This window comes from Planotetraspora mira, assembly GCF_016863275.1.
Classification (GTDB): Bacteria; Actinomycetota; Actinomycetes; order Streptosporangiales; family Streptosporangiaceae; genus Planotetraspora; species Planotetraspora mira.
The window spans coordinates 1-26,095 of the sequence record NZ_BOOO01000009.1 but is presented as its reverse complement, the minus strand read 5'-3'; the positions used below and the strand labels follow the sequence as shown (position 1 = coordinate 26,095).

Genomic DNA, 26,095 nt, shown 5'->3' with positions numbered 1-26,095 from the left:
GGGCTGATTTTGACAAGTAGTGCATGATCACACGTGGGGGTTGGGTACGCTCAAAAGGCGGCCAACCCTTGCATGTGGTAACTTAGGCAGGCTTCGTCCCCTCTCGTGGCGATTGGAGGTGGTTCGGGATGAGTTCTGGTGATCCCGTCAGTACGTGCTCGCGCACGTGCGACGTGCGCACTCCCGACCACTTCACAACAGAGCCCGAGGGGCAGTTCACGCCTTATAAGGGGTGACATCACGTCGCGCGTGGAGCGTGCCGGCTCGGGCGGGAAGGGACCGCCATGCGCTCTTCAGCGATTTTCCCCCGTATCACTAGGAACACCCGGGTCATCCCTACTCGTCTCAGCGCGTCCGTGATCAATCCCCCGGAGAAGCTGAGCGGTTGTGTTCCCCCGAGCAAGTCCCTCGTCGAATTCGGCGCCTACATCGGCGGGACGAAGGTCGCCGCCGACGGCATCGCGGAGGCCGTGAGCCTCGTCCGCGCGCACAACACCGGCAATTCCCTGCCCAACGCGTACGTGTGGGTCGGCCTGCACGAGCCGGCGGCGCCCGAGGTCGAATGGCTGGCCGACGTCTTCGGTCTGCACCCCCTGGCGGTCGAGGACGCGATCAAGGCCCACCAGCGGCCCAAGGTCGAAAGGTACGGCGACTCCATCTTCGTCGTGCTCAAGACCGTCGCCTTCCTCGATCACGAGGTGCTGACCGCCACCAGCGAGATCATCGGCACCGGCGAGATCATGTTGTTCGTGGGCCCCGACTTCGTCGTGACCGTACGGCACGGCAGGCACTGCCCGCTCGCCGACGTCCGGGAGAAGCTCGAGGACAAGCCGAAGCTGCTGGGCCGTGGCCCGACGGGTGTGCTGCACGCCATCGCCGACCACGTCGTCGACAAGTACCTCCAGGTCGCCGATCTCATGCAGGCCGAGCTCGAAGAGGTCGAAGCGGCCGTCTTCGCCGAGGTCAGCTCTCGCGACATCAACCGCATCTACCAGCTCAAGCGGGAGATGCTCGAGCTCAAGCGGGCCGTCGCCCCCCTGCAGACGCCGTTCAACGCCCTCCCCCAGCGCCGCATGATCCCGTCGGAGATGCGGGAGTACTTCCGCGACGTCGGCGACCACCTGTCCCGTGTGTGCGAGCAGGTCCAGGCGTCCAACGAGTTGTCCGACTCCATCCTGCAGGCCGCGCTGGCCCGCTCGAACGCGCTCGCCAACGAGGACATGCGGAAGATCTCGTCCTGGGTCGCGATCATCTCGGTCCCCACGATGATCGCGGGCATCTACGGGATGAACTTCGATCACATGCCGGAACTGCGGGCGGCCTACGGCTATCCCGTGGTGATCGGCCTCATGATCGTGGCCTGCACGCTGCTGCACCGAGCCTTCCGCCGCAACGGCTGGCTCTGACCCCTCCCGGCGTGATCATGCACACATTCGGCATGAGCCGTACAGACCTGCGCGAACGCTCCGCGTGATCATGCACAGGTTCGTGGAAAGGCCCCTCCACCTGCCACAACGCATTTTGTGATCATGCACAGATTCGTAGAGGCAGGTCTCGACCTGCGGAAATGCAGTTCATGATCAGGCAATTGCATGATCACGAACGGTTTCTCCGCAGCACAGCGCATCCGCCGCAGAACATGTGCATGATCACGAACCGGGAAATGGCTGTTCAGGGCCTGGATTTCCGAATGTGTGCATGATCACGGCGGAGAGGGTGGCTGGTCAGGGGGCAGGTTCGCGAATGTGTGCATGATCACGCGCGAGGGGGTGGGGGGTGGGGGTGGGGGTGGGGGGTCAGCCGATTGAGGATAGGCCGCGTATCGCGATTTCCATGGCCCGCCTGCCCGCGGCCCACACCTGCTCGGGGGTCTCGCCTCGCTCCATGCTGATGGTCGTGGCCAGATGGGCCGCGCCCATGAGGGACCCGATGGCGGCGGCGGCCTCGATGGGGTCGAGTTCGTCGGCGTAGGCCCGGTGGAGGGCGTCGGCCAGGCGTTGCTGCGTCTCGAACAGCAGGTCCAGCCCGCGGGCCCGGAGGGCCGGCACCGTCGTGATCAGGTGGCGGCGGGCGGGGGTCAGTTCCACCGTCAGGTCGGCGTCCTTGACGGCGTCGAGGCTGTGGCTGGTGACCCGCAGGAGGAGGTCGACGACGGTCTCCGCGGGCCTGCGGTCGGCGATCATCTTGAGGGCGGCCTCGACCCGGGACTCGCCGTCGAAGAAGACGACGTCCTCCTTGCTCGTGAAGTAGCTGAAGAACGTCCTCGTCGAGACGTCCACGGCCGCGGTGATCTCCGCGACCGTCGTCTCCTCGTAGCCCTTCTCCTCGAACAGACGCAGGGCCGCCTCGATCAGCGCTCGCCTGGTGCGTAGCTTCTTGCGTTCCCGCAAGCCCACCGCATCGCCCATAACTTGAACTTTACGACATTCAAATCATATTTGCATCCATTGCAAATTTGCACCGAATGATGCTAGGTGTGGAGGAAGCTGACAAGCAGACAAGGAGTGAGTCATGACAGAGGCGATACCCGGCCTGACGTACACGACTGCTCGCGAGCGCCCCTTCGACCCGCCTGACGAACTGACCCGGGTCCGCGAGGAGACGCCGATCCACCGGATGATCTATGCGGACGACCACGAGGGCTGGCTCGTGACCGGTTACGCCCTGGCCCGTGCGGTGCTCGCCCACCCCTCGTTCAGCACCCGGCCCGAGCTCCTCCATCCGCCCATCCAGAACCGGTTGATCAAGATGAAGGAGTTCAAGACGCCGCCCGGCTTCTTCATCCGGATGGATCCGCCTGAGCACACCCGCTTCCGGAAGCTCCTGACCGGTCAGTTCACGGTGCGCAGGATGAAGCAGCTCGAGCCGAGGATCGAGCAGATCACCAACGACCGCCTGGACGCCATGGAGAGCCAGGGCGGCCCCGTCGACCTCGTCCAGGCCTTCGCCATGCCGATCCCCTCGCTGGTGATATGCGAGCTGCTCGGCGTGCCGTACGACGACAGGGAGAGGTTCCAGCGGGACTCCGCGGTGATGCTGAGCCTGCGCTCGACGCCGGAGCAGGCCAAGGCCGCGATGGACGACCTTCTCGGTTATCTGCGCGACCTCGTCCGGCGCAAGCGCGCCGAGCCCTCCGACGACCTGCTCGGCGGCCTGGTGGCCGGAGGAGAGCTGGACGAAGAGGAACTCGCCGGAGTCGGCCTGCTTCTGCTCGTCGCCGGTCATGAGACGACCGCGAACATGCTGGGGCTCGGCACGTTCGCGCTGCTGACCAACCCCGAGCAACTCGCGGCGGTGCGCGATGATCCGGCCGTCGTGGAGGGTGCCGTCGAGGAGTTGCTGCGCTACCTCACCATCATCCACATCGGCCCGATCCGGACCGCCCTGGAGGACGTCGATCTGGACGGCCATCTGATCAAGGCCGGTGAGGCGGTGACCATCGCGGCGGCCGTGGTCAACCGGGACCCGGAGCGGTTCGGGGAGGCCGAGACGCTGGACGTCTCCCGGCCCGTCCACGGCCATCTCACCTTCGGGCACGGCGTGCACCAGTGCCTCGGCCAGCAGCTGGCCAGGGCGGAGATGCGCATCGCCTATCCGGCCCTGCTGCGGCGCTTCCCCGGTCTGCGCCTCGCCGTGCCGGCCGAGGACGTCCCGATGCGCTCGGACATGGCCATCTACGGGGTGCACCGCCTGCCGGTCACCTGGTAGGGAGGAACGCGATGAAGATCAAGGCGGACACCGGCGTATGCGTGGGGGCGGGCATGTGCGCGCTCACCGTGCCGGAGGTCTTCGACCAGAGCGAGGACGACGGGACGGTGGTCGTGCTCGATCATGATCCCCCCGCGTCCCGCGAGGCGGCGGTCCGCCGCGCGGTTCAGCTCTGCCCGTCCGGAGCGCTCTCGATCGAGGAGTGACGCGCCCAGGCCTCCTACGACGACCTGGTCAGGCGTCGACGTGCCGGAGCGGGCGGACCGGCTCCGGCAACGGGAGGTTGCGCGCCTTCCAGAGGCGGCGCATGCGATCGGGGTAGTCGGTGACGATCGCGGACGCGCCCATGTCGATCAGCCGGGACGCCTCCTCGGGGTCGTTGACCGTCCACACGACGACGGGCATGCCGCGCAGGGACGCGCCGGCCATGAGGGCCTCGTCGACGAGCACGCGGTCGGGAGAAAGCGTCGTCGCCCCCACCTCGGCGGCGGCCGCGGGGATGTCGCCGTCGAAGTCGGCGAGGTCGAGCCCGTTCATCCACTCGGGGTTCGCCGTCACCCGCTCGATCAGCGCGTACCGCTGGTCGACCAGCTGCTCGGCGGCCTTCAGGACGCGCCAGTCGAAGCTGAGCAGGGACGCCCGGGAGAGCTTGTCGTGCTTGTCGAGCTCCTTCACGACCCGCTCGGCGAACTCGACCGGGTCGGCGGACAGGTCCAGGCGGGTGGGATTGGACTTCAGCTCCACGTTGAGCCGGACCTTGTCCGCCCCGAGGGCGCCGATCAGCCCGAGCACCGCGCCCAGCGTGGGCATCCGGGTGTCCGGCAACGGCACCTGCGTGAGGGCGAACACGTCGTCGGGGCGTTGCGGCAGCCGTACGCCGACGTCGAGCGTGCGCAGTTGCGCGAGCGTCAGCGAGTTGATCGGCCTCCCCACGTAGGGGAACATCTCGTCGTCCGGCGTGGCCATGCCGGTGTCGGCGCTGGTCACGGGAGAGACGATCAGGTCGTGGGTGAGCACGAGCTGCCCGTCGGCCGACATCGCCACGTCGAACTCCAACGCGTCGACACCCAGCTCCAGCGCGAACGCGAGACCGGGGAGCGTGTTCTCGGGCCTCAGCCCGCGCGCTCCCCGGTGACCGTGTAGCTCAACGTATCCGTGCACAACGGCGTACCTTACTGTCTCCGCCGCTTGTCCCCGGGCATCTCCCGGTCCCTGGCGTGCATGCCCGCAAAACATCCCGTACGGCACATGCCTGCGGAAATCACAGCAGGGAACGGATCTGCAGGGTCTGCGTGCGGCCGGGGCCGACGCCGATCGCGGAGATCCGAGCGCCGCTCATCTCCTCCAGCGCCCGGACGTAGGCCTGCGCGTTGGGCGGCAGGTCGTCGAAGGTCTTGGCGCTGGTGATGTCCTCCTGCCAGCCGGGGAACTCCTCGTAGATCGGCGTGGCGTGGTGGAACTCGGTCTGCGTCATCGGGATCTCGTCGTGGCGAACGCCGTTCACGTCGTAGGCGACGCACACGGGGATCCGCTCGAGACCGGACAGCACGTCGAGCTTGGTCAGGAAGAAGTCGGTCACGCCGTTGATCCGGGTGGCGTAGCGCGCGATGACCGCGTCGAACCAGCCGCAGCGGCGGTTGCGGCCGGTGGTCACGCCGTACTCGCCTCCGGTCTGGCGCAGCCACTCGCCCTGCTCGTCGAGCAGTTCGGTGGGGAAGGGGCCGGAGCCGACGCGGGTCGTGTACGCCTTGAGGATGCCGATGACCCGGGTGAGCCGGTTCGGCGGGATGCCGGACCCCGCGCACGCGCCGCCCGACGTGGGAGAGCTCGACGTCACGAACGGGTAGGTGCCGTGGTCGATGTCGAGGAGCGTGCCCTGGCCGCCCTCGAGCAGCACGACCTTGTCCTCGTCGAGTGCATTGCTCAGGATCAGCGACGTGTCGGCGATGTGGGGGCGCAGCCGTTCGGCGTAGCCGAGGTACTCGTCGAGGACCTTGTCCGCGTCGAGCCCGCGCCGGTTGTAGATCTTGGTGAGGATCTGGTTCTTCTCCGCGAGCGCGGCCTCGATCTTCTGGCGGAGGATGCCGGGGTCGAGGAGGTCCTGCACGCGGATGCCCACGCGGTAGATCTTGTCGCCGTAGGCGGGGCCGATGCCCCGGCCGGTCGTGCCGATCTTGGACTTGCCCAGGAACCGCTCGCTGACCTTGTCGATCGCCTTGTGGTGGGGCATGATCAGGTGCGCGTTCGCGGAGATCAGCAGGCGGTCGCAGTCGATCCCCCGGCCGGCCAGCCCGTCGATCTCGCCGAGCAGCACGCCCGGATCGATGACGACGCCGTTGCCGATGACCGGCACGACGTCGGGGGAGAGCACCCCGGTCGGCAGCAGGTGCAGAGCGTACTTCTGGTCCCCGATCACCACCGTGTGGCCCGCGTTGTTCCCCCCTTGGTAGCGGACCACGTAGTCGACGTCGCCGCCGAGCAGGTCGGTGGCCTTTCCCTTACCCTCATCGCCCCACTGGGCACCCACGAGAACGACAGCCGGCATGGTCTTACTCCTGCGCACAAAACGAAAGCCCCTGACGCAAGCGCGACAAGGGCCTCTTGCAAACAGAGACTACCTGAGCATTCCGATTTAGGGGATCTCCGGCGCCGCCGCTCATGGCGCGCCGTCTCAGGAATCCCCGGCCGACCACGCGTCACGGGGCGGGGCGGCCGCAGACGCAACCGCCCCCCGCGGAATGCGGGAGGCGGTGTCGCGCCAGGTGAGGCGGCGAAGGTCACCGGGATCCGGCGAGCTCCTCAGCTGCCGTGGCGCTGCTGTCGCGCAGGAACTGGGCGCAACGCTCGGCCTCGTCCTTCTCGCCGATCGCCTGGGCGGCACGGGCGAGCGCGTTCAGGCAGCGCAGGAAACCCTTGTTCGGCTCGTGCTCCCAGGGGATGGGGCCATGGCCCTTCCAGCCGGCACGGCGCAACTGGTCGAGCCCCCGGTGGTAACCGGTTCGCGCGAACGCATACGACGTCACGGCATGGCCCGCGGTGAAGAAGTCGTCCGCCAGGGCGGCCCAGGCCGCCGAGTAGGTGGGGAAGCGCGCGGCCACGTCGGCCGCCTTGGCGCCTGCCTCGAGCATCTCCCGTGCCTCGGTGTTGTCCGGCAGCAGGGTCGGCGGCGGACCGCCAAGGAGGTTTTCGTGCGTTTCCATGGACACAGTCTTACCTGTGGAAGACCGAAAGAGTAATGATCGGTCACAGGAAACGGGAGATCGATTTGCGTATGATCTCCCGTTCCCGGCTGACCTCGGATTACTTCAGCTTCGTGCCCGCCGACTTGAGCTGCGCGCAGGCCTCGGCGACCCGGTGGGCCATCCCGGCCTCGGCGGCCTTGCCGTACACGCGGGGGTCGTAGGCCTTCTTGTTGCCGACCTCGCCGTCGACCTTGAGCACGCCGTCGTAGTTCTTGAACATGTGGTCGGCGATCGGCCGTGTGAAGGCGTACTGGGTGTCGGTGTCGATGTTCATCTTCACGACGCCATAGGAGATGGCCTCCTGGATCTCCTCGACCGCCGAGCCGGATCCGCCGTGGAAGACCAGGGAGAACGGCTTGTCCTTGCCGTACTTGGCGCCGACGGCGTCCTGGATGTCCTTGAGGACGCTCGGGCGCAGCTTGACGTGGCCCGGCTTGTAGACGCCGTGGACGTTGCCGAAGGTGGCGGCCACGATGTAGCGGCCGCGCTCGCCCAGCCCCAGCGCCTCGGCGAGCGCGAGCCCGTCCTCGGGGGTGCTGTAGAGCTTCTCGTTGATCTCGCCGACGACGCCGTCCTCCTCGCCGCCCACGACGCCGATCTCGACCTCGAGGATCACGCGCGCCTCGCGGGTCTTGTCGATGAGCTCGGAGGCGATGTCGATGTTCTCCTCCAGCGGTACGGCGGAGCCGTCCCACATGTGGGACTGGAACAGCGGCTCCTCGCCACGGGCCACGCGCTCGCGGGAGATCTCGAGCAGGGGCCGGACGAACGTGTCCAGCTTGTCCTTCGGGCAGTGGTCGGTGTGCAGGCCGACCGTGATCGGGTACTTCGCGGCCACCACGCGGGCGAACTCGGCGAACGCGGTGGCTCCGGTCACCATGTCCTTCACCGTCGTGCCCGACAGGAACTCGGCGCCACCGGTCGACACCTGGATGATTCCGTCACTCTCCGCCTCGGCGAAGCCGCGAAGCGCCGCGTGCAACGTCTGCGACGAGGTCACGTTGATCGCCGGATAAGCGAAGCCGCCCGCTTTGGCGCGGTCGAACATCTCGGCGTAGACCTCTGGAGTCGCGATAGGCATCGAAGTCATCTCCTTCTGGACGGTTCAACGGTGGCCAGTATCCCCAAGGCCATGCCCGTCAGGGAAGCGTCGAGGCTCATGGTCATTCCACAACGGCGCACTTGGGCCCGCCGGTTCTCAGTCTCGTCTCATAAGGGACAGGTAGGCTCACACCGTGGACGTGCTCTTGGAACTTCTTGACCCTAAGTGGTGGCTGGGCATGCTCGGCCCTCTTGCCACGATTGGCGTTATTGCCATCATATTTGCCGAGACAGGGCTACTTGTCGGCTTCTTTCTGCCGGGTGACTCCCTGCTCGTCGCCGCGGGCATTTTCAGCTCCGCGGCCGCGGCGCAGGGGCTCGGGATCGCGCCCCTCTCATTCCCCACCCTGCTGATTTTCGCCCCCGTCGCCGCCGTCGCGGGTGCGCAATTCGGGCATTTCCTTGGAGGCAGGTTCGGCCGGAAGCTGTTCGAGAAGCCCGATTCCCGGCTCTTCAAGAAGGAACACGTCGACAAGGCCGAGTTCTACTTTGAGAAGTTCGGCCCCGCCAAGGCGGTCGTCGCCGCACGATTCATGCCGATCGTCCGCACCTTCATGAACCCGGTGGCGGGCGTTCTGGAGATGGACCCGCGCCGCTTCTTCGTCTGGAACGTCGTGGGCGGCGTCGTCTGGGTCGAGGCGCTGCTGCTGGTCGGATACTTCCTGGGCGCCAAGGTCGAGAACATCGACAAGTACATCCTGCCCGGCGTCTTCGTCGTCATCGCCCTCTCGCTGATCCCCATCGTCCGAGAGGTCATCAAGAGCCGCAGGGTGGTCGTCCCCGAACCCAAGGGCCGCCATCACGCCGGGCGTTGACTCCTGTGCACCCGCCGGGTCGGGGCCGTGAGATGACCCCGTCCCGGAACCCCCGTACCCGCTAGTCTCCAAAGTGTGGGACGCCACCGGTCTGACCCGCTGGGCATCGCCAGGCTCGCGCTAGCCGGCCTGGCGGTCGTCGTGCTGTTGGCACTGATCGGAGTGGGTGCGAAGGCGCTGATCTCCTCGCTCAGCTCCGACGACGCCACCCCTCCCGGCGCGCCCGCCGCGTCCAGTGCTCCGCCGACCTCCCAGCAGCCCTCCGCGGAGAAGGTGCCCACCGTTCAGGTGGTCTGCCAGGCCGACATCTGTCCCGTCTTCGTGCGGGTGCCGGGCGGAGACGTCCTCATCGACCGTGACATGGCCCGGGGCGAGCAGGCCTCGTACTTCAACCCCGAACTCGACGTGGTCCTCGACGACGCCGGGACGGTGCAGGTGTTCGAGAACGGCACCGCCCGGCCCGCGGGTCAGCAGGGGGAACGCGAGGCGTTCAAGGTCACGAGAGCCCCAGGTCAGTGAGGGTGTAGGCCGACCGGTACGGCAGGCCGGTCGCGGCCAGGTTCTCGTCTCCGCCGCGGTGCACGATCGTGGCGATGCCCACGACCTCGGCTCCCGCCTCCTTGAGCGCCTCGACGGCGGTCAGCACCGACGCGCCCGTCGTCGTCGTGTCCTCGACCGCGAGCACCCGGCGGCCTGCGACGTCCGGGCCCTCGATCCGGCGCTGCAGGCCGTGCGCCTTGCCTTCCTTCCGCACGACGAACGCGTCGAGCACGCGGCCGCGGGCCGCCGCGGCGTGCAGCATCGCCGTCGCCACCGGGTCGGCCCCGAGCGTGAGGCCGCCGACCGCCTCGTAGCCCAGGTCCTCGGTCAGGTCGAGCATCACCCGGCCCACGAGGGGGGCCGCCACGCCGTCGAGCGTGATCCGGCGCAGATCCACATACCAGTCGGCCTCCCGGCCGGAGGAGAGCACGACCCGGCCGTGCACGACCCCCTTGTTCTTGATCTCGTCAAGCAGCTGTTCACGGTCACTCATGGTGCACAGCGTACGGCCGGCGCGTCCGGAGCCGTCTCCGGCCTCGGCCGGGCGACGGGGCACGAAACCACAGGCCGTTCAGGTAAAGACGGGTACGCGGTTTAGCCATGACACCCGCTGCGGAATTAATGGCGTTGCAACTCAACGTAATCGTGAGGTCGCAATGCGTAGAACAGATCGGCAAACCGATGTGGAGCTGCTGGAGGCCGTAAGGGGAGGAAACGCCCCGGCCTACGGCACGCTCTACCAGCGTCACGCCGTCGCCGCCCGGTCGCTCGCCCAGCAGTTCATCCAGGGCGAGGAGGAGGTCGAGGACACCCTCGTCGAGACGTTCGCGGGGATCCTGGACCTGATCAGGGCGGGTGCGGGGCCGGTCTTCGCGTTCCGGCCCCATCTGCTCATGGCGGTGCGCCGTTACGCCGCCATCGGTGCGGTCGACCTGACCGACCCCGACGCCGTCTACGTCGATCCCGAGCTGACCGGGCTGGAACGGGCGGTGCTCGCCAGGGCGTTCTTCTCGTTGCCCGAACGCTGGCGGATGGTCTTGTGGCACGCCGACGTCGAGAGCGCCAGGCCCGGTGACCTCGCCCCGTTGCTCGGCATGTCCGCGGGCGGCGTGACGGCGCTCGCCGACCGCGCCCGTGAAGGGCTTCGCCAGGCGTACCTGCAGCTCCACCGGGAGGGCGGTCCGGGCGAGGAATGCGGCCCGATCCTGTCGAACATCATCAAGTACGTCGAGGGCAGCCTGCCCAAGCGTGAGGCCCACGTGGTGGACGGTCACGTCGCCGAGTGCATCGACTGCAGGGCGGTCTTCCTGGAGCTCGCGGACGTGCCTCAGGGGCTGCGGGTGATCGTGGGGCAGCTCGTCGCCGGTCCGCACATCGACGGTTACCTGGCCGAGCTCAAAAGGGCGAGTGAGACCGCGAGCACCCCCACACGCGGAGCCACGGCCGTGTTCAGGCGCGTGCCGGTTCCTCGCAGGGCCCTCGTCCTGGGCGTCGCCGCGACGGTGGCCGCCGCCGCGTTCATCCTGATCTCCGAGCCGCTCTCCGACGAGGGACCGGCACCCCGGCGGGGAGCCGATCGTCTCCCCGCGTCCCCGACGCCCGCGGTCCGTCCGGGGACGTCTCCCCCAGTGGCCCCACGGGCGACGCCTTCCCCGCGGAAGAAGCCCGCTGGAGAGGTACCGGTGGCGCGACGGTCTCCGGAAGCGCGGAGACCACCGGAAGTGCGACAACCCCCGGAGGCGCGGAGATCGCCGGAGCCGCGGCCGTCGCCGGAGGCTGGGAGGCCCTCGCGCCTGTCCGCGCCCGTCGCGAGGCGGCCGGCTGACCGGAGTGGTCCCGACCCGCTCGGCTCGACGCTGGCCGCGAGCATCGACCCGCTCGGCTCTCTGGTGCGGGCGAGGCCCGGCATCATCGGAGTGCGCCTGCACAACACCGGCCGTACGGAGACCCGGAACCTGCAGGCCGCGGTGAGCCTGCCTCAGGGAGTCGCCATGACGGAGGCCGCCACGCGGGGCGCCGCCGCCCCCGTCGGCACGGTGGACGGCTGGGCCTGCCGTACGGCGGGGAAGGTCGTGACCTGCTCGCGTGGCGCGCTGGCCCCCGGGGCGGCGACCACCGTCTTCCTCCGCGTCACGGTCGCCGCCGACGCTCCCACGGGTGGCGGGCTCGCGGTTCGGGTGCGGACGGATGGCCAGGTCGTGTCCGCGAGATCCACCACGGGCGTCCGCACCTCGGGCGCCACGGCCCGCTTCGCCGCCGACGGACGGGTCACCACCCGGGCCGCCGGCAACACCCTGCTGAGCTCCTCGCCCGTGCCGTCCGACTGCGAGGCGACGACGGCCCATCCGGCCGCCGGACGGCTCGCGGTGCCCGTGGACCTCGACCAGGACTCCTCGACCCGAAGCTCGAGTTGTGCCCGTCTCGATCTGCCCGCGGGCGGTCAGGTGCTGTGGGCCGGCCTCTACTGGTCCGCCACCGGGCACGGCACGACGCCCGTGGGAGCCGTCCGGGTGAAGGCGCCGGGGTCCGCCCGCTACGCGACCGTCCACGCGTCCGAGGTGGCCGGCAGCGACCTGCCCATCCAGCACGGCTATCAGGCGTTCGCGGACGTGACGTCCCTGGTCCGCGGGGCGGGCGGCGGCCGATGGTGGGTCGCCGACCCGTCGATGCGCTGGGGGACGTCGCAACGTGCGGGATGGAGCCTGGTCGTCCTGGCCGCCGACCGGAGCCGGCCGTACAGCAGGGCGGCGGTGCTGGACACGGCCACCGTCGTCGGGGGCGGCAGGGGACCCCTGAAGGTGCCGCTCTCGGGGCTCGCCCCGGCGGCCGTCCCGGCCCGGATCGATCTCGTGGTGTGGAAGGCCGACGGAGCGCAGGACGGCTCGATGGCGCTGGCCGATCACTCGTCCCACGCGGCCGGCGCCAACGCCGCCGGAGGGCTGCGCGGAGTCGTCGTGGAGACGGTTCACACCGTCCTCGGGCGTCACGCCGTGCTCCGTCTGAGGGCCAGGGAGAACAGCCTGCTCTTCGGGGTCGTGGCGGTCAGCGCCCGCTCATGGTCCTAACCGTTCAGGGGGAAGGAAAGATGGGGACAAACTGGTACGGTCTCCGTGAACACTCCCACCCCAGGGCGCGGGCCCACAAGATCCCCATCGTGCGCGCGCGGGCTGAATCGCCGGGATTCCCCCTCGGACGATCACCCGTTTCATTACCCTGGGAAAACCACGGAGGAAGGGCGGTGTCACGTGGATCGGTGTGCGCTGTTCGTTGATGCCGGCTATTTGCTGGCTGACGGCGCGATGGCCGTGCACGGGACCCGTCATCGTGAGGCTGTCTCCTGGGACTTCGCCGGCCTTTTGCAACTCCTGACCAACCTTTCGCGCGAGCGCACCGGGCTGCCGATGTTGCGCTGCTACTGGTACGAGGCGACGGTCGAGGGGCGCAGAACCCCTGAGCACGACGTGCTGGCCGACATCCCGGGTCTCAAGCTCCGTCTGGGCCGCATCCGGCCGGGCAGGCGTGAAGGCGTCGACGCCCAGGTGCACCGCGACCTCATGACGCTGGCCCGCAACAACGCGGTCTGCGACGCGGTGGTGGTCAGCGGCGACGAGGATCTCGCCCAGGTGGTCAGCGACGCCCAGGACCTCGGCATCCGGGTGACGGTCGTGCACATCGCGGCCGACGGAAGCTGGGCGGTCTCCCGCACGCTCCGCCAGGAGTGCGACGACCTCATCGAGATCGGTTCCGGGCATCTCCGCCCGTACGTCAATCTCCTCGCCGGTGCCGATCAGGGGCATTCCGCCGGGAACGGCCAGCATCACCAGCCCTCGCCGAACGGCCAGCAGCGGGGCAACGGTGTCGTGCCCCTCGCCAACGGCTCGCCGGGCGCCGGCGTGGTCCCCCTGGCGAACGGCTCGCAGGGTGGCGTGGTGCCGCTCGCGAACGGTTCACAGGCAGGAGGCCGGTCGTCCAACGCCGCCCACGCGCGGCCCGCGCAGCCCTCCCAGCCGGCTCTTCCGGCTCCGCCGCCGCAGCAGCCCGCTTACACGCAGTACACGCCCGAGCCGCAACCCACGCCGCCGCCCCCGCAGCCCGCACCGCCTCCTCCCGCGCCGCCGCAGGCCCCTCCGCCGCAGGTGACGCAGGCGCCGCCCACCGCTCCTCCGGTGTCGAACCCGTATTCGGCGAACACGGGGAACATGGGGAACGCCGGGAACATGGGTAACACCGGTAACACCGGTAACACCGGGGGTTATCCGTCCGGTGCGGGCTCCTACTCGTCCGGCACGGGGAGTTACTCGGCGCCGCTCGGGCCGTACACCGGTCCGCAGCCCGCTCCCGTACCGTTCCAGAGTGCGGGCACCACGACGCTGGCCGAAGCGGTGAAGGCCGCGCACAAGGAAGGCCACGACTTCGGCGACTCGGTCGCCAAGGACGCGCCCGCCCTGTGGCTGGAGGCGGTGCTCGCCCGCAAGCCGAGGATGCCCTCGGATCTCGAGGCGCGCCTGCTTCAGGGCTCGTCGTTGCCCATCGACTTCCTCCTGCACGACGAGGTCCGCCATGCTCTGCGCCGCGGTTTCTGGGATGCCCTGGAACGGGCGCGGCGCTGAGCCGGTCTGTGCGGACGGGCGCGGCGCTGAGGCTCAGCCGGTGAGGCGGAGCAGGAATGTGACGAAGCCGAGGACGCCGCGGTAGCCGTTCAGCCACATGTCACGGTGGTCGAGGGCGGCCGCCAGAGCCGCGTCGCCGTCCGGGCCGGGGTGATCGAGGGCCCAGCGGGTCAGGCTGCCGGTCCAGGACCATTCGTACTCGTCCCATTCGGCGAGTTCGCTCGTGTGCCCGTAGACGACGCGGAAACCGGCGTCCTCCACGCGTGTGACGGTGCCGGGAAGGTCGGCGTAGTCGTCGAGGGTCGCGCCGAGCCGGTGCAGCAGCGGCGGCGTGGGAGGCGTCTCCCAGAAGCCCTCTCCGATCAGCGCGAGGCCGCCGGGTCGCAGGAACCGCCTGACCTCCTCCATGGTCGCGGTGAGCCCGCCGAACGCGTGAGTGGCTCCGACGCACAGGACGAGGTCGTACGGCTCGGCGACGGGGAACTCGGTCGCCGGCTTCTCGTGCAGCCGGATCCTGTCGGCGAGGCCTCGGCTCTCCGCGTTCCTCGCGGCGGTGTCCAGAGCCTGCGAGGAGATGTCCACCCCGTCGGCCCTCGTCCCGGGGAACAACTCGAGTGCCCGCAACGTCCAGGAGGCCTCGGCGCAGCCGAGGTCGAGGATGCGGGCACCGGTCTCGAGCCTGCTCAGGGAGAGGAGGCGTTCGAGGTGCGGCTCACTCACCGGTGCGGCGACGGGGTGGTCGAGGTGCGCGATGGCACTGATCGTCTGGCGGTCCATGAACCCACCCTGTCCGACCTGCCCCACGTCCTCCACTGGTTAAACGACGCCGGCCGTGATCAGGTGAGGGCGTCGAATCCGGCGCGGAGGTGGGCGACGCGGTCCGAGAGGTCGGAGAGCGTGCCCTCCATCGTCGCGTCGGCGGTCTTACGGGCGAGATCGCGGACCCGGGCCAGTTCCTCCTCGACGGCGGTGATCCGCCTCGACAGCTCCGGCAGGACGGCGGCCTGGTCGCTCGCGCCACCCGGCAGCTCGCCGGAAAGCCGTTCGCGCAGCAGTGCCGCCTGCTCGGCGAGCCGCCGGTTCATGTTGTAGAGCTCGACGAACACGGCGACCTTCGCCCGCAGCACCCAGGGGTCGAACGGCTTGGTGAGGTAGTCGACCGCGCCCGCGGCGTACCCGCGGAAGGCGTAGTCGGGCGCGCTGTCCACCACGGTCAGGAAGATGATCGGGATGTTGCGCGTGCGCTCTCTCCGCTTGATGTGGGCGGCCGTCTCGAAGCCGTCCATGCCGGGCATGCGCACATCGAGGAGGATGAGCGCGAACTCGGTCGCCAGCAGGGCCTTCAGCGCCTCTTCGCCGGATCTGGCCCGGATGGGGACCACATCGAGCGAGCTGAGGATCGCCTCCAGCGCGATCAGGTTCTCCTCTCGGTCGTCGACGAGGAGGACCTTGGCGCGGTCAGGCATCGATCACGCACCTTCACGGGAATCGGGTAGGTCGGAGCTGGTCGCGTACTCCGCATTCTCCGCCGTCGCGACGCGTCCCCGGATGAGCCAGCCACGAAGGCGCTCGAGGAGCCGGTCGACGTCGACGGGCTTGGGCACGTAGTCGGAGGCGCCGGAGGCGATGCTCTTCTCCCGGTCGCCGCGCATGACCTTGGCGGTCAGCGCGATGATCGGCAGGTCGGCGAACTGCGGCATCTTCCTGATCGCCGAGGTGGTGGCCCAGCCGTCCATCTCCGGCATCATGATGTCCATCAGCACGAGCGCGACGTCCTCGTTGCGCTCGAGTTGCTCGATCCCCTCACGGCCGTTCTCGCCGTAGACCACGACCGTGCCGTGCCGTTCGAGGACGCTGGTCAGTGCGAAGACGTTACGGATGTCGTCGTCGACGATCAGGATCTTGGCTCCGGTGAGCGGGTCCTCGCCCTGCCACTCCTGGCCCTCCGCGAGCGGCTCGAGGTGAGGCAGCGGCATGTCGGTGGGCAACGGGATCTCCGGAAGGATGTCCTCGTCGTCCATCGGGGGCTCCAGGGCCCTCCTCATGCCTCCGACGGACCCGGTCGTCATCGCGCCGCCGTCACGTGCGGCCAGCGGCCCCGAGTAGGCCATCGGCAGGTAGAGGGTGAACGTGCTGCCCTTGCTCGGCGTGCTGTCCACGTGGATCTCGCCGCCGAGAAGGCGGGCGATCTCCCGGCAGATCGACAGGCCCAGTCCCGTGCCGCCGTACTTGCGGCTGGTGGTGCCGTCCGCCTGCCGGAAGGCCTCGAAGATGACCTCCAGCTTGTCCGGCGCGATGCCGATGCCGGAGTCCACGACCTTGAAGGCGAGGATGTTGTCCGAGCCCTTCAGGGTGTCGTCGACGAAGGGCACGTTCGGCGGCGCGTGGGTGACCTCCAGCCGGACCTCGCCCTTCGGCGTGAACTTGACCGCGTTGGAGAGCAGGTTGCGCAGCACCTGCTGCATGCGCTGCTCGTCGGTCCGCAGTTCGTTCGGGACGGTGGGATCGACGTCGACCGCGAAGGCGAGCCCCTTGTCCTGCGCGAGCGGCGCGAACGTCGCCTCCATGTAGTCGACGAGCTTGGACAACGACAGTTGCTGCGGGTGGATGTCCATCCGGCCCGCCTCGACCTTGGACAGGTCGAGGATGTCGTTGATCAGCTGGAGCAGGGCGGAGCCCGCGCTGTGGATCGTCCTGGCGAACTCGACCTGCTGTGGGGTCAGGTTGCCCTCGGCGTTCTCGGTCAGCAGCTTGGCGAGCACGAGCAGGCTGTTCAGCGGCGTGCGCAGCTCATGGGACATGTTGGCGAGGAACTCGGACTTGTAGCGCGAGGACACCGCCAACTGCTCGGCGCGCTCCTCCAGAGTGCGCCGGGCCTGCTCGATCTGGAAGTTCTGGATCTCGATCGCGCGGTTCTGCTTGGCCAGCAGGGCCGCCTTGTCTTCCAACTCGGCGTTGGACCTGCGCAGCTCCTCCTGCTGGCGCTGGAGCTCGTCCGAGCGCTCCTGCAGCTCGGTGGCCAGGCGCTGCGACTCCTTGAGGAGGTCCTCCGTACGGGAGTTGGCGATGATCGTGTTGATCGTGACGCCGATGGTCTCCACGAGCTGGGTCAGGAAGGCCAGGTGGACCTCGCCGAACTGGTTGAACGAGGCCATCTCCAGGACGCCGAGGACCTGGTTCTCGAACAGGATCGGCAGGACCACGATCTGTGCGGGATTGGCGCTGCTCAGCCCGGTCTCGATCGTGATGTACTCGGCCGGGACGTTCTCCAGGATGATCTGCCGGGCCTCCAGGGCGGCCTGCCCGACGATGCCCTCGCCCAGCGCGAACCGCTGGCGCGGGCTCGATCCCGGTTGGATGCCGTAGCCCGCGATGAGGCTCAGCTCGCCGTTGACGACCAGGTAGCAGGCGCCGTGGCTGGCCGTGACCAGGGGCGTCAGCTCGCTCATGATCAGCCGGGAGACCTCGATGAGATCGCGGTGACCCTGCATGAGGCGGGAGATCCGGACCAGGTTGGACTTCAGCCAGTCCTGCTCCTCGTTGGCCTTCGTGGTGTCGCGCAGGGTCGACACCATGGTGTTGATGTTGTCCTTGAGCTGGGCGAGCTCGCCCGGGGCCTCCACGGAGACCGACCTGGTGTGGTCGCCCCTGGCGACGGCGCTGGTCACCTCGGCGATCGCACGGACCTGGGTGGTGAGGTTGCCGGCCAGCTCGTTGACGCTCTCGGTGAGCCGCTTCCAGGTGCCCTCCACGCCCTCGACGCGGGCCTGGCCGCCGAGCTGGCCCTCGGAGCCGACCTCTCGGGCGACTCGGGTGACCTCGGAGGCGAAGGAGGAGAGCTGGTCGACCATGGTGTTGATCGTGGTTTTGAGGACCAGGATCTCGCCCTGGGCGTCCACGTCGATCTTGCGGGTGAGGTCGCCGTTGGCGACGGCGGTGGTGACCTCACCGATGTTGCGGACCTGGTAGGTCAGGTTGGTGGTCATCGAGTTGACGTTGTCGGTGAGGTCCTTCCAGACGCCGGAGACGCCCTGAACCCGGGCCTGGCCGCCGAGGCGGCCCTCGGTGCCGACCTCTCGGGCGACTCGGGTGACCTCGTCGGCGAAGGCGGACAGCTGGTCCACCATCGTGTTCATGGTGTCCTTGAGCTGCAGGATCTCGCCCTGGGCGTCCACCGTGATCTTCTTGGACAGGTTGCCCTGGGCGACGGCGGTGGAGACGGCGGCGATCTGACGGACCTGGGAGGTCAGGTTGTTCGCCATGAAGTTGACGTTGTCGGTGAGGTCCTTCCAGACGCCGGAGATCCCCCGCACCTGGGCCTGGCCGCCGAGCTTGCCCTCGGTGCCGACCTCCCGGGCGACTCGGGTGACCTCCTCCGCGAAGGCGGACAGCTGGTCGACCATGGTGTTCACGGTGTTCTTCAGCTCGAACATCTCGCCGACCGCGTCGACGGTGACCTTGCGGCTCAGGTCGCCCCTGGCGACGGCCGTGGTCACCTCGGCGATGTCGCGCACCTGGGCCGAGACGCGGCTGGACATGGTGTTCACCGACTCGGTGAGGTCGCGCCAGCTTCCGGACATCCCGCGGACGTTCGCCCGTCCGCCGAGCTTGCCCTCGGTGCCGACGTCCCGGGTCACGCTCGTCACTTCGGAGGTGAACAGGGCGAGCTGGTCGACCATCCCGTTGATCGCCTTGCCGAGCCGGCGCACCTCGCCCCTGGCACTGCGATCGAGGTCGATCCGCAGGGACAGGTCGCCCTTCGCCACCGCGTCGATGACGTCGGCGGCGCCGCTGACGGGGGTCACCAGCGCGTCGATCAGGTCGTTGACGGAGCCCACGCTCTCGGCCCATGAGCCGACGCCCGGGCCGGGGGTGAGCCGCTCGTTGAACTTGCCCTCCTTGACCACCTCACGGCGGACCCTGGCCAGCTCGTTGGCGAGATGCTCACGCCGGTCCGCCACCTCGTTGAGGAGCAGGCGGATCTCACTGAGGATGCCGGGAGGCGCGTGCGGGACGCGACGGCGGAAGTCGCCGTCGCGCCACGTGATGAGGGTTTCCAGAACAGGCACGAGATCGGACTCGGTGTACGACCGTTCCGTTCCGGCCAGTTCAACGCCGACGGGCGACATGTGGCCTCCTTCACCCCTTGGGGGTCTAGCGCCGCAGGTGAGGCACAGCGGCCTTCGGGGGGCGGACTCCTTGTCAGTCTGTCACGATCCGTGGCGCGGGGTGCCCCCTTGTTTTACCCCGGGTCAAGCGGAACTGTGGTAAGCACGAACCGGTGACAACAACCCCTCGTGCCGTTCTGGGCGCGTCATTCGCGCCAGGAGAGACGGCCATACCGGCTGCCGTGCGGTTCACTCGTGAAGTGATGACCGCGTGGGCGGTCATGTCCATATGCGATGACGCGGAACGCCTGGCGCGTGATCTCGTGGCCGAGGTGTCCGGCGAGCCGTTCGACGTCGTGTGGATCCACCAGGGCGAGTCCGTGCAGGTCGAGGTCAGGGAGAAGTCCGGGTCGACCGCCTACGGGCCGCCCGCCGACGCCGTCTCCTGGGGTGTGACCTTCACCGCGTCGACACGCACCCGCTGGGCCAGGATCGACCTGCCCGGCGGCGGGCCGGGCGGGGGCGACGAATGGGTCGCGGAGACGGCCGCAGGTCCGGGCTGGCTCGGATTCCTGGCGGACGCCAGCGATCTGCTGGCCGGCACGCTCGACCCCGACATGGTCCCGGCGATCATCGCGCAGATCGTCGTCCCCCGTCTCGCGACCTGGTGCGCGGTCTACACGGCGGAGCACGGGGCGGGGCCGCTGCGGCCCGCCTACCTCTGGCACGCGGACGAGGCCCAGATCGACACGCTCCGCGATCTCCTGGGCGAGACCCAGATGCCCTCGGGGGAGGGCCCCGCGGTGCTGCACATGGGCGAGTGGCAGTCGCTCGCGTTCCCGCTGACCGCCAGGGGCCGCCGGCTCGGGATCATGTGCCTGGGACGGCGGGACCGCTTTCCCGACGAGGGTCTGCAACTGGCGGAGGACCTCGGCCGCAGGGCCGCGCTGGCGATGGACAACGCCCGCCTCTACGCCCAGCAGGCGGCGGCCAACCGCGCGCTTCAGCGCAGCCTGCTGCCGCCGGAGGAGCCCAAGACGCCCGGCCTGGACTCTCACGTCATCTATGAGCCCGCAGGCGAGACGAACGAGGTCGGCGGCGACTTCTACGACCTGTTCCCCATGCGTGAGGGGGTCTGGCGGTTCGCCATCGGCGACGTCTGCGGCACCGGCCCGGAGGCCGCGGCCGTCACCGGCCTCGCACGGCACACCCTGCGCCTGCTCGCCCGCGAGGGGTACGGCGTGGCCGACGTGGTCGACCGGCTGAATCAGGCCATCCTCGAGGAGGGGGAGCGGGCGAGGTTCCTGACCCTGCTCCACGGGGAGATCACCCGCGTGGCCGACGGGCTCGACATCAGCCTGGTCTCCGCCGGGCATCCCGAGGCGTTGCGGCTGCGGCCGAGCGGTGTGGTCGACACGGTCGCCCAGCCCCAGTCGTTGCTCGGCGTCTTCCCCGAGGCCGACTTCCGCGAGGAGAGCGTCCATCTCGCGGCGGGGGACGTGCTGCTGGGGGTCACCGACGGGGTGACGGAGAGGCGGTCGGGCTCGCGGCTCCTCGACGACGACGGCGGGCTGGCCAAGCTCCTGTCCGAGTGCGTGGACCTGTCCGCGCGCGCCGTGGCCGAGCGGATCCGCCGTGCCGTACAGGACTTCGCGCCCGAGCCGAGCGCCGACGACCTGGCTATCCTCGTGCTGCGAGCGCCCTGACCGCGAAGTCGATCGAGACCTCCATCTGGCGGATGCGCTCCTCCACGACCAAGGAGCCGTGGCCCGCGTCGTACCGGTAGACCGACGCCTCGTGGCCGCGGTCGGCGAGGACGCTCAGATAGCTCTCGATCTGGCGGATGGGACAGCGCGGGTCGTTCTCCCCCGCGAGGACCAGCAGGGGCGCCTGGACCATGTCCGCGTAGGTGATGGGAGAGGACGCGGCGTACCTCTCCGGCAGCTCCGCTGGTGAACCGCCCAACAGGGCCCGATGCGCGGCCCGCAACCCCTCGGCCTCGTCCTCGTAGGCCGCCGCGTGGTCGGCGATGGGCACCGCGGCGATCCCCGCCGCCCAGCTCTTGGGCTGGGTGCCGAGGGCCAGAAGCGTGAGGTAGCCGCCCCAGGACGACCCCGAGAGCACCAGCCGCTCCGGGTCGGCGATGCCGTGGTCGATCGCCCAGTCCCGTACGGCCGCCACGTCGGCCAGCTCGATGTGCCCCACGTCTCCGTGGAGGGCGTCGCGCCAGGCCGAGCCGTACCCGACGGAGCCCCGGTAGTTGATCCGGATCACCGCGAAGCCGCTGTCGACCCAGGCCGCGACGGCCGGCAGGAACGAGTCGTCGTCCTGCGCCGCGGGCCCTCCGTGCAGCAGGAAAACGGTCGGGTACGGCGGGACGAGCCGCTCAGGCCGGGAGACCAGGGCGTGGATGCGGCCGCCGGGGCCGTCCACGTCGATGTCCTCGAGCGGCACCGACGGCGGCGGTGTACGACCCGGGTTGATGACCACGTGGCCGCTGCTCGACTTGATCACCGGGGGGTGGGCGGCGCTCGACCAGGAGTACTCCACCGAGCCGTCGGGACGCGGGGCGGCGGCGTCGATCACCCCGTGCGGGCTCTCGATCGGCGTGAGACCCCCGCCGGCGAGGTCGTACCGCAGCAGTTCGGTACGGCCGCGATGGCTGTGCATGATCAGCAGGGCGCGGCCGTCGTCGTACCAGTCGGAGGTGATCTCACCGGGCACCCGCAGCCAGATCTCGCGCTGCTCACCGGTGGCGGGGTCCCAGACGAGCGGCTCGCGGCGGCCGCGGCGCTCGTGGAGGACCAGCATCCGGCGGTCGCCGGGCACCGGGGCGAACCGGATGCCGGTGACGCCTTTCCCCGGTCCGTCGTGGAGCTCGCCGACGACCTGGCCGTCGGTCTTCAGGACGCGCAGAGCGGGGTGGAGGAAGTCGCCGTGCTCGCTGTGGTTGATCGCGACGAGCGATCCGTCGAGGGACATGCCGACGACCGCGGCGAACTCGTCGTGACGGTAGATCGGGACGGCCTCCGACTCACCCTCGGTGATCAGGACGTCGAATCCGCCCCGGAACGATCGGCCCACCGCCGCGACGCCGTTGCCTCCGAGACCGAGGCCGGACGGGTTTCCCGGAGGCATCGCCACAGGGACGTCGGGGCCGCCGTAGAAGGGTTGCCGCATCCACACGCCGAACTCGTCGCCGTCGGTGTCGGCGAACCACCAGATCCAGGTCCCCGTCGGGTCGACGGCAGCGTACGAGGTGCCGTTGGGACGGTCGGTGACCTGACGGCTCTGGCCCGTGGAACGATCCCAGGCGTAGATCTCCCAGGCGCCCGAGGCGTTGCTGCGGTAGACGGCACGATGCGGCGACTGACGCGCCCACATCGGCAGGGTCGTGCGTGGTGCCCGGAACCTGGACTGCCAGCGTTCCTCGGCCTTCATACGCCCTCCCCTGTCCTTCGGCGGGGTTGCGGTCAAGTATGTCCCGTACAAGTGGAAAATGGCCGACAAATCGCTGATGTTCGCGGGGAATTTCCCGTCATATGGCTCTCAGGTCACTTCTGTACCACCCACGTGGACAAGCGGAAGGACGCCGTCACGTGGACCGGATCGGGCAGTTCTCTGATCTTCTTGCCGAGTGTCTCGCCGCCGGTGTGCCAGGCGCTCGGTCCCATCCCGACCACCGCCTCGACCGCCTCGTGGTCCAGCGCCAGCGGGATTTCCAGGTCGTCCTGTACGGCCATGGCGAACCGGTCTGCCAGGGTCTCCTCGAGCCGCCGGTCCTTGTCCGCGTCGACGGAGAGCAGGCCGAGGCGGTCGACCAGCGGCCGGAGGTGGGCCGCGGTGGGGGTCACGACCACCAGCGTGCCGCCGGGCTTCAGGATCCGCGCGAACTCGGCGGCGTTGCGCGGTGCGAAGACGTTGAGCAGCACGTCGACGCTCGCGTCCCGGACGGGCAGCGGCCGCCAGACGTCGGCCACCACGGCTCCGATCCGGGGATGCGCTCGGGCCGCCCGCTTGAGCGCGTGCTTGGAGACGTCGAGCGCGAGCCCCACCGTCTCTCGCTCGGCCGTACGTGCGTCGAGTGTGAGCCCCACTGCTTCCGGCTCAGCCGTACGCCCCGTTGTTCCTGGCTCGGCCGTACGCGCGCTGAGCGCCCGCGACAGGTAGTGGCCCGTGCCGGCCCCGGCGTCCGCGATGACGTCCGCCGTCCCGCACCACCCGGCGACCGCGTCCGCGAGCGGGGCGTAATGGCCTCGGTCGAGGAAGTCCGCGCGGGCCGCGACCATCGCCGGGGTGTCGGCCGTGCCCGGCACCCCCGACCCGGTCAGCAGGCTCACGTATCCCTGCCGCGCGACGTCGAAGCCGTGCCCGTTCTCGCAGCGGACCGTGCCGGACCCGAGGGTCAACCGGCCGCCGCAGACCGGGCAGAGCAGGAGATCGATGACATCGGCGAGCATCCGCCCATCATCGCCCGTCCCGGTGACCGACTCGGGTCCGGCCCGCGCACGGCCTTTCACATGGGGGGATTTCAGCGTGATCCTGGTCACTCGCCACCGTCCGGTCACGCCGCTCCTGGTGCCGGACTTCCTTGTTCTTCGGGATCTTCTTTCGCGAGCTTTCGTCGCCGACCTCATCGGAGATCCACCGGTGACCTTCTGCTGGTGACCTACTGCTGGTGACCTTCTGATCGGGCCGGTGGGCGTTCTAGTGTGGGGCGATGCCGTACGAGTCGAAGATCGTGGCCGGTGTCGAGATAACCCCGCTCTGCGACGCCGTAGGGCCCATGGGCACGCGCATCAGCAAGCCGCTGCCGGAGATGTTCCCCGGGGGTTCGTTCGCCGATGACGCCGAGTGGGTGCTCCACTTCCACTGCTACCTGTTGCGGGCGGAAGGCCGTACGGTCCTGGTGGACACCGGGGTCGGCGGAACGGACTCGCCCGCGGCCGAATGGGCGCCCGTGCCCGGCCATCTGCTGACCGAACTGGCCGATGTGGGCGTCGGACCGGACGACGTGGACGTCGTCGTGCTGACCCACCTGCACAGCGACCACGCGAGCGGCTGCGTCGAGGCCGGCGTGCCCGTCTTCCCGAACGCGCGCCACGTGATCCAGCAGGCCGAGCTCGACTGGGTCACCGGGCCGATGCGTCAGGACGTCGTCGAGCCGCTGCGGGACTCGATCCAGGTCGTGAACGGCGATGAGGGGCTCCTACCGGGCATCCGCATCGTGCACGCCCCCGGCCACACACCGGGGCACCAGTGCGTGGAGGTGGGCGATCACATTTTGACCGGCGACGCGCTGCACCATCCGGTTCAGCTGGCCGATCCGACGATCACCTACGTGTACGACGAGGATCCGGAGCAGGCGGTCGTGAGCCGTCTGGCCCTCCTCCGCCGCGCCGCGGTCATTGCTCCCGGCCACTTCTCTCAGGCGTTCGTCCCGGTGCGCTCGACATACCCGGTGCGCTCCATATAGAGGTCACCTCGTCCACAGGCATTCCTGGGTGGCCTGGACGAGGGCCATCAGCTCGGGAGAGGCCCGCTCACCTGCCCAGGTGAGCCCGAAGGTCATCCGGAGCTCTCCGGACTCCAGCGGCACGAAGCGGACGTCGTGCCGGCGGATGGAGCCGACCAGCAGGGACGGCGTCGGCAGCAGGCCGGCGCCCGCCGCCACGAGGTCGAGCGCGGCGGCGAAGTCGTCGAGGTCGCCGGCGACGACGTGGAGCTGATCGGCGCCGGGCAGCAGGGCGGCGACCCGGGCCCACATCCCGCCTGGCGGGCGGTTCCGCGGCACCACGATCCTTTGCCGTACGAGCTGACCGAGACGCAGGCGGGACTTGGAGGCGAGCGGATGGCCCGCGGGAACGGCCAGATGCGCGACCGGCACATGGAACCGGGCGGCGGTCGTGAACCCCAGAGGGAACGGCGTGCCGACGATGGCCGCCGTCACCTCCCCTTGCGCCAGCGCCGCGAGAGAATCGCTCCGACCGGACGCGATCAACTCCACGTCGATCGCGGGCCTGCGATGTGCCAGCCGTCGGGCGACCCGTGCCGCCAGCGTCCCGACGAGTGAGGGATAGGCCAGGCGAATCGCCGGCCCAGCCGGTACGGCCAGGCGGGCCGCTTCGGCGGAGAACCTCGCGGCGGCCTGAAGGAGCGTCTCGGCGTCCGGGAGCAGTGCCTTTCCGGCGGGTGACAGCCGGACGTCGCGGCTGGTCCGGTCGAAGAGGCGGACGCCGAGTGACCGCTCGAGCCTGCCGATGGCCTGACTCACCGCAGGCTGCGAGACGCCGAGTTCGGCCGCCGCACGCGAGAAGCTCAAATGCCGCGCGACAAGCGCGAAGCAGCCGATATCGCGCAGTGGCGGACCGGAATCCATGCTCCAGTATGACCGGCTACCCGTGGTCCATCCATAAGCGGCAGTGATGGATGAGTGACTCGGGCGGCGGACGGCGGGCGGGCGGTCCTGGGTGGGTGTGTTCAGAGGTGGGTCCGGGGCCGGTCCGGGGGTGTTCGGTCCGGGGTTGGACCGTGGGTGTGTCCGTTTGAGGGCCGGTTCGTGGGTGTGTCCGTGTGGGGGCCGGTCCGGGGGCCGGTCGGTGTCAGAGGTCGTCCGGGTCGTACGGCTCCAAACGCGGCAGGAGCACGATGAGCAGCGTGGCGATCGGGCCGAGCAGCAGAGAAAGCGCCCACCACGCGAGCCCGGAGCGTCCCTTGCCCTGTGCGAGTCCGGCGTTGACAAGGCTCAGAGTGAAATAGAAGACCCCCGAAAGGCTTCCGTCAACCCCATTCATATTGCGGATTTTGTCACGCAATTACGCAGAAGTCGCGTCCCGTTGCGGACGGGCTTCTGGCGTATATCGGACAATTATGTTCAATTCTTTTAAATTAGGCGAATGGGGCTTCTTTCTCGTATTGCCGTGCTAATTACTCGCCGGTATTGGTTGTCCGACGCCCATTCTCGTGAAATG

Annotated in this window: 22 protein-coding genes; 9 read left to right on the top strand and 13 right to left on the bottom strand. The window is 69.2% G+C overall.

Annotated features, from left to right (window positions below; all coding sequences use genetic code 11):
* The first annotated feature begins 356 nt into the window (after positions 1–356).
* Positions 357–1,406, top strand: a complete 1,050-nt coding sequence (locus Pmi06nite_RS08760; protein ID WP_239113767.1) for a magnesium and cobalt transport protein CorA — start codon at positions 357–359, stop codon at positions 1,404–1,406.
* Between the two features lie 390 nt (positions 1,407–1,796).
* Here Pmi06nite_RS08760 and Pmi06nite_RS08755 read toward each other — a convergent pair whose 3' ends face one another.
* Complete coding sequence (locus tag Pmi06nite_RS08755; protein ID WP_203952397.1) at positions 1,797–2,408, bottom strand: TetR/AcrR family transcriptional regulator; 612 nt, start codon at positions 2,406–2,408, stop codon at positions 1,797–1,799.
* Positions 2,409–2,511: 103 nt separating this feature from the next.
* Here Pmi06nite_RS08755 and Pmi06nite_RS08750 point away from each other — a divergent pair, with 103 nt between their 5' ends.
* Entirely contained in the window at positions 2,512–3,708 is a 1,197-nt protein-coding gene (locus Pmi06nite_RS08750; protein WP_203952396.1) for a cytochrome P450, read from the top strand.
* An 11-nt stretch (positions 3,709–3,719) separates the two neighbouring features.
* Positions 3,720–3,914: a ferredoxin gene (locus Pmi06nite_RS08745; protein ID WP_203952395.1), complete on the top strand. Its 195-nt coding sequence runs from the start codon at positions 3,720–3,722 to the stop codon at positions 3,912–3,914.
* Between the two features lie 28 nt (positions 3,915–3,942).
* Here the strand turns inward: Pmi06nite_RS08745 and Pmi06nite_RS08740 are convergent, their stop codons facing one another.
* The 4 genes from Pmi06nite_RS08740 to fbaA form a co-directional block, all read right to left on the bottom strand.
* A complete protein-coding gene (locus Pmi06nite_RS08740; protein ID WP_239113766.1) occupies positions 3,943–4,869 on the bottom strand; it encodes a glycerophosphodiester phosphodiesterase family protein in 927 nt (308 codons plus the stop codon).
* A 100-nt stretch (positions 4,870–4,969) separates the two neighbouring features.
* On the bottom strand, positions 4,970–6,253 hold the full coding sequence (locus tag Pmi06nite_RS08735; RefSeq protein ID WP_203952393.1) for an adenylosuccinate synthase: 1,284 nt from the start codon (positions 6,251–6,253) through the stop codon (positions 4,970–4,972).
* A gap of 232 nt (positions 6,254–6,485) precedes the next feature.
* The gene (locus Pmi06nite_RS08730) at positions 6,486–6,908 is read right to left on the bottom strand and encodes a DUF3151 domain-containing protein (protein ID WP_203952392.1); all 423 of its coding nucleotides are present in this window, start codon (positions 6,906–6,908) and stop codon (positions 6,486–6,488) included.
* A gap of 100 nt (positions 6,909–7,008) precedes the next feature.
* The gene (gene fbaA, locus Pmi06nite_RS08725) at positions 7,009–8,031 is read right to left on the bottom strand and encodes a class II fructose-bisphosphate aldolase (RefSeq protein WP_203952391.1); all 1,023 of its coding nucleotides are present in this window, start codon (positions 8,029–8,031) and stop codon (positions 7,009–7,011) included.
* Between the two features lie 154 nt (positions 8,032–8,185).
* On the opposite strand from fbaA, the gene Pmi06nite_RS08720 reads away from it, so the two are divergent.
* Together Pmi06nite_RS08720 and Pmi06nite_RS08715 are read left to right on the top strand one after the other, a co-directional pair.
* Positions 8,186–8,866: a DedA family protein gene (locus Pmi06nite_RS08720; protein ID WP_239113765.1), complete on the top strand. Its 681-nt coding sequence runs from the start codon at positions 8,186–8,188 to the stop codon at positions 8,864–8,866.
* 75 nt (positions 8,867–8,941) lie between these two features.
* Positions 8,942–9,385 carry a hypothetical protein gene (locus tag Pmi06nite_RS08715; protein ID WP_203952390.1) on the top strand — a complete coding sequence of 148 codons (444 nt, stop codon included), beginning with the start codon at positions 8,942–8,944 and terminating at the stop codon, positions 9,383–9,385.
* Here the strand turns inward: Pmi06nite_RS08715 and pyrE are convergent.
* Positions 9,363–9,899, bottom strand: coding sequence for an orotate phosphoribosyltransferase (gene pyrE, locus Pmi06nite_RS08710; protein ID WP_203952389.1), 537 nt, complete (start codon positions 9,897–9,899; stop codon positions 9,363–9,365). The two genes, Pmi06nite_RS08715 and pyrE, sit on opposite strands and share 23 nt — an antisense overlap.
* 163 nt (positions 9,900–10,062) lie before the next feature.
* On the opposite strand from pyrE, the gene Pmi06nite_RS08705 reads away from it, so the two are divergent.
* Positions 10,063–12,471, top strand: a complete 2,409-nt coding sequence (locus tag Pmi06nite_RS08705; protein WP_203952388.1) for a hypothetical protein — start codon at positions 10,063–10,065, stop codon at positions 12,469–12,471.
* A 180-nt stretch (positions 12,472–12,651) separates the two neighbouring features.
* Entirely contained in the window at positions 12,652–14,016 is a 1,365-nt protein-coding gene (locus tag Pmi06nite_RS08700) for an NYN domain-containing protein (protein ID WP_203952387.1), read from the top strand.
* 33 nt (positions 14,017–14,049) lie between these two features.
* Here Pmi06nite_RS08700 and Pmi06nite_RS08695 read toward each other — a convergent pair whose 3' ends face one another.
* The 3 genes from Pmi06nite_RS08695 to Pmi06nite_RS08685 are packed head-to-tail and all read right to left on the bottom strand — an operon-like array spanning position 14,050 to position 19,145.
* The gene (locus Pmi06nite_RS08695; protein ID WP_203952386.1) at positions 14,050–14,793 is read right to left on the bottom strand and encodes an SAM-dependent methyltransferase; all 744 of its coding nucleotides are present in this window, start codon (positions 14,791–14,793) and stop codon (positions 14,050–14,052) included.
* A 59-nt stretch (positions 14,794–14,852) separates the two neighbouring features.
* The gene (locus tag Pmi06nite_RS08690) at positions 14,853–15,482 is read right to left on the bottom strand and encodes a response regulator (protein ID WP_203952385.1); all 630 of its coding nucleotides are present in this window, start codon (positions 15,480–15,482) and stop codon (positions 14,853–14,855) included.
* A gap of 3 nt (positions 15,483–15,485) precedes the next feature.
* Positions 15,486–19,145 carry a HAMP domain-containing protein gene (locus tag Pmi06nite_RS08685; RefSeq protein ID WP_203952384.1) on the bottom strand — a complete coding sequence of 1,220 codons (3,660 nt, stop codon included), beginning with the start codon at positions 19,143–19,145 and terminating at the stop codon, positions 15,486–15,488.
* A 221-nt stretch (positions 19,146–19,366) separates the two neighbouring features.
* Between Pmi06nite_RS08685 and Pmi06nite_RS08680 the strand changes: the two genes are divergently transcribed.
* Positions 19,367–20,830, top strand: coding sequence for a PP2C family protein-serine/threonine phosphatase (locus Pmi06nite_RS08680; RefSeq protein ID WP_239113764.1), 1,464 nt, complete (start codon positions 19,367–19,369; stop codon positions 20,828–20,830).
* Here the strand turns inward: Pmi06nite_RS08680 and Pmi06nite_RS08675 are convergent.
* Together Pmi06nite_RS08675 and Pmi06nite_RS08670 are read right to left on the bottom strand one after the other, a co-directional pair.
* Positions 20,805–22,565 (bottom strand): S9 family peptidase, encoded by a 1,761-nt coding sequence (locus Pmi06nite_RS08675; RefSeq protein WP_203952383.1) that lies wholly within the window; start codon positions 22,563–22,565, stop codon positions 20,805–20,807. The genes Pmi06nite_RS08680 and Pmi06nite_RS08675 overlap by 26 nt on opposite strands.
* Before the next feature lie 113 nt (positions 22,566–22,678).
* Positions 22,679–23,584 carry a putative RNA methyltransferase gene (locus Pmi06nite_RS08670; RefSeq protein WP_203952382.1) on the bottom strand — a complete coding sequence of 302 codons (906 nt, stop codon included), beginning with the start codon at positions 23,582–23,584 and terminating at the stop codon, positions 22,679–22,681.
* Positions 23,585–23,844: 260 nt separating this feature from the next.
* On the opposite strand from Pmi06nite_RS08670, the gene Pmi06nite_RS08665 reads away from it, so the two are divergent.
* Complete coding sequence (locus Pmi06nite_RS08665) at positions 23,845–24,600, top strand: MBL fold metallo-hydrolase (protein ID WP_203952381.1); 756 nt, start codon at positions 23,845–23,847, stop codon at positions 24,598–24,600.
* 3 nt (positions 24,601–24,603) lie between these two features.
* Here Pmi06nite_RS08665 and Pmi06nite_RS08660 read toward each other — a convergent pair whose 3' ends face one another.
* Together Pmi06nite_RS08660 and Pmi06nite_RS08655 are read right to left on the bottom strand one after the other, a co-directional pair.
* Positions 24,604–25,503, bottom strand: coding sequence for a LysR family transcriptional regulator (locus Pmi06nite_RS08660; protein WP_203952380.1), 900 nt, complete (start codon positions 25,501–25,503; stop codon positions 24,604–24,606).
* Between the two features lie 223 nt (positions 25,504–25,726).
* Positions 25,727–25,918 (bottom strand): hypothetical protein, encoded by a 192-nt coding sequence (locus tag Pmi06nite_RS08655; RefSeq protein WP_203952379.1) that lies wholly within the window; start codon positions 25,916–25,918, stop codon positions 25,727–25,729.
* Between the last annotated feature and the right edge of the window lie 177 nt (positions 25,919–26,095).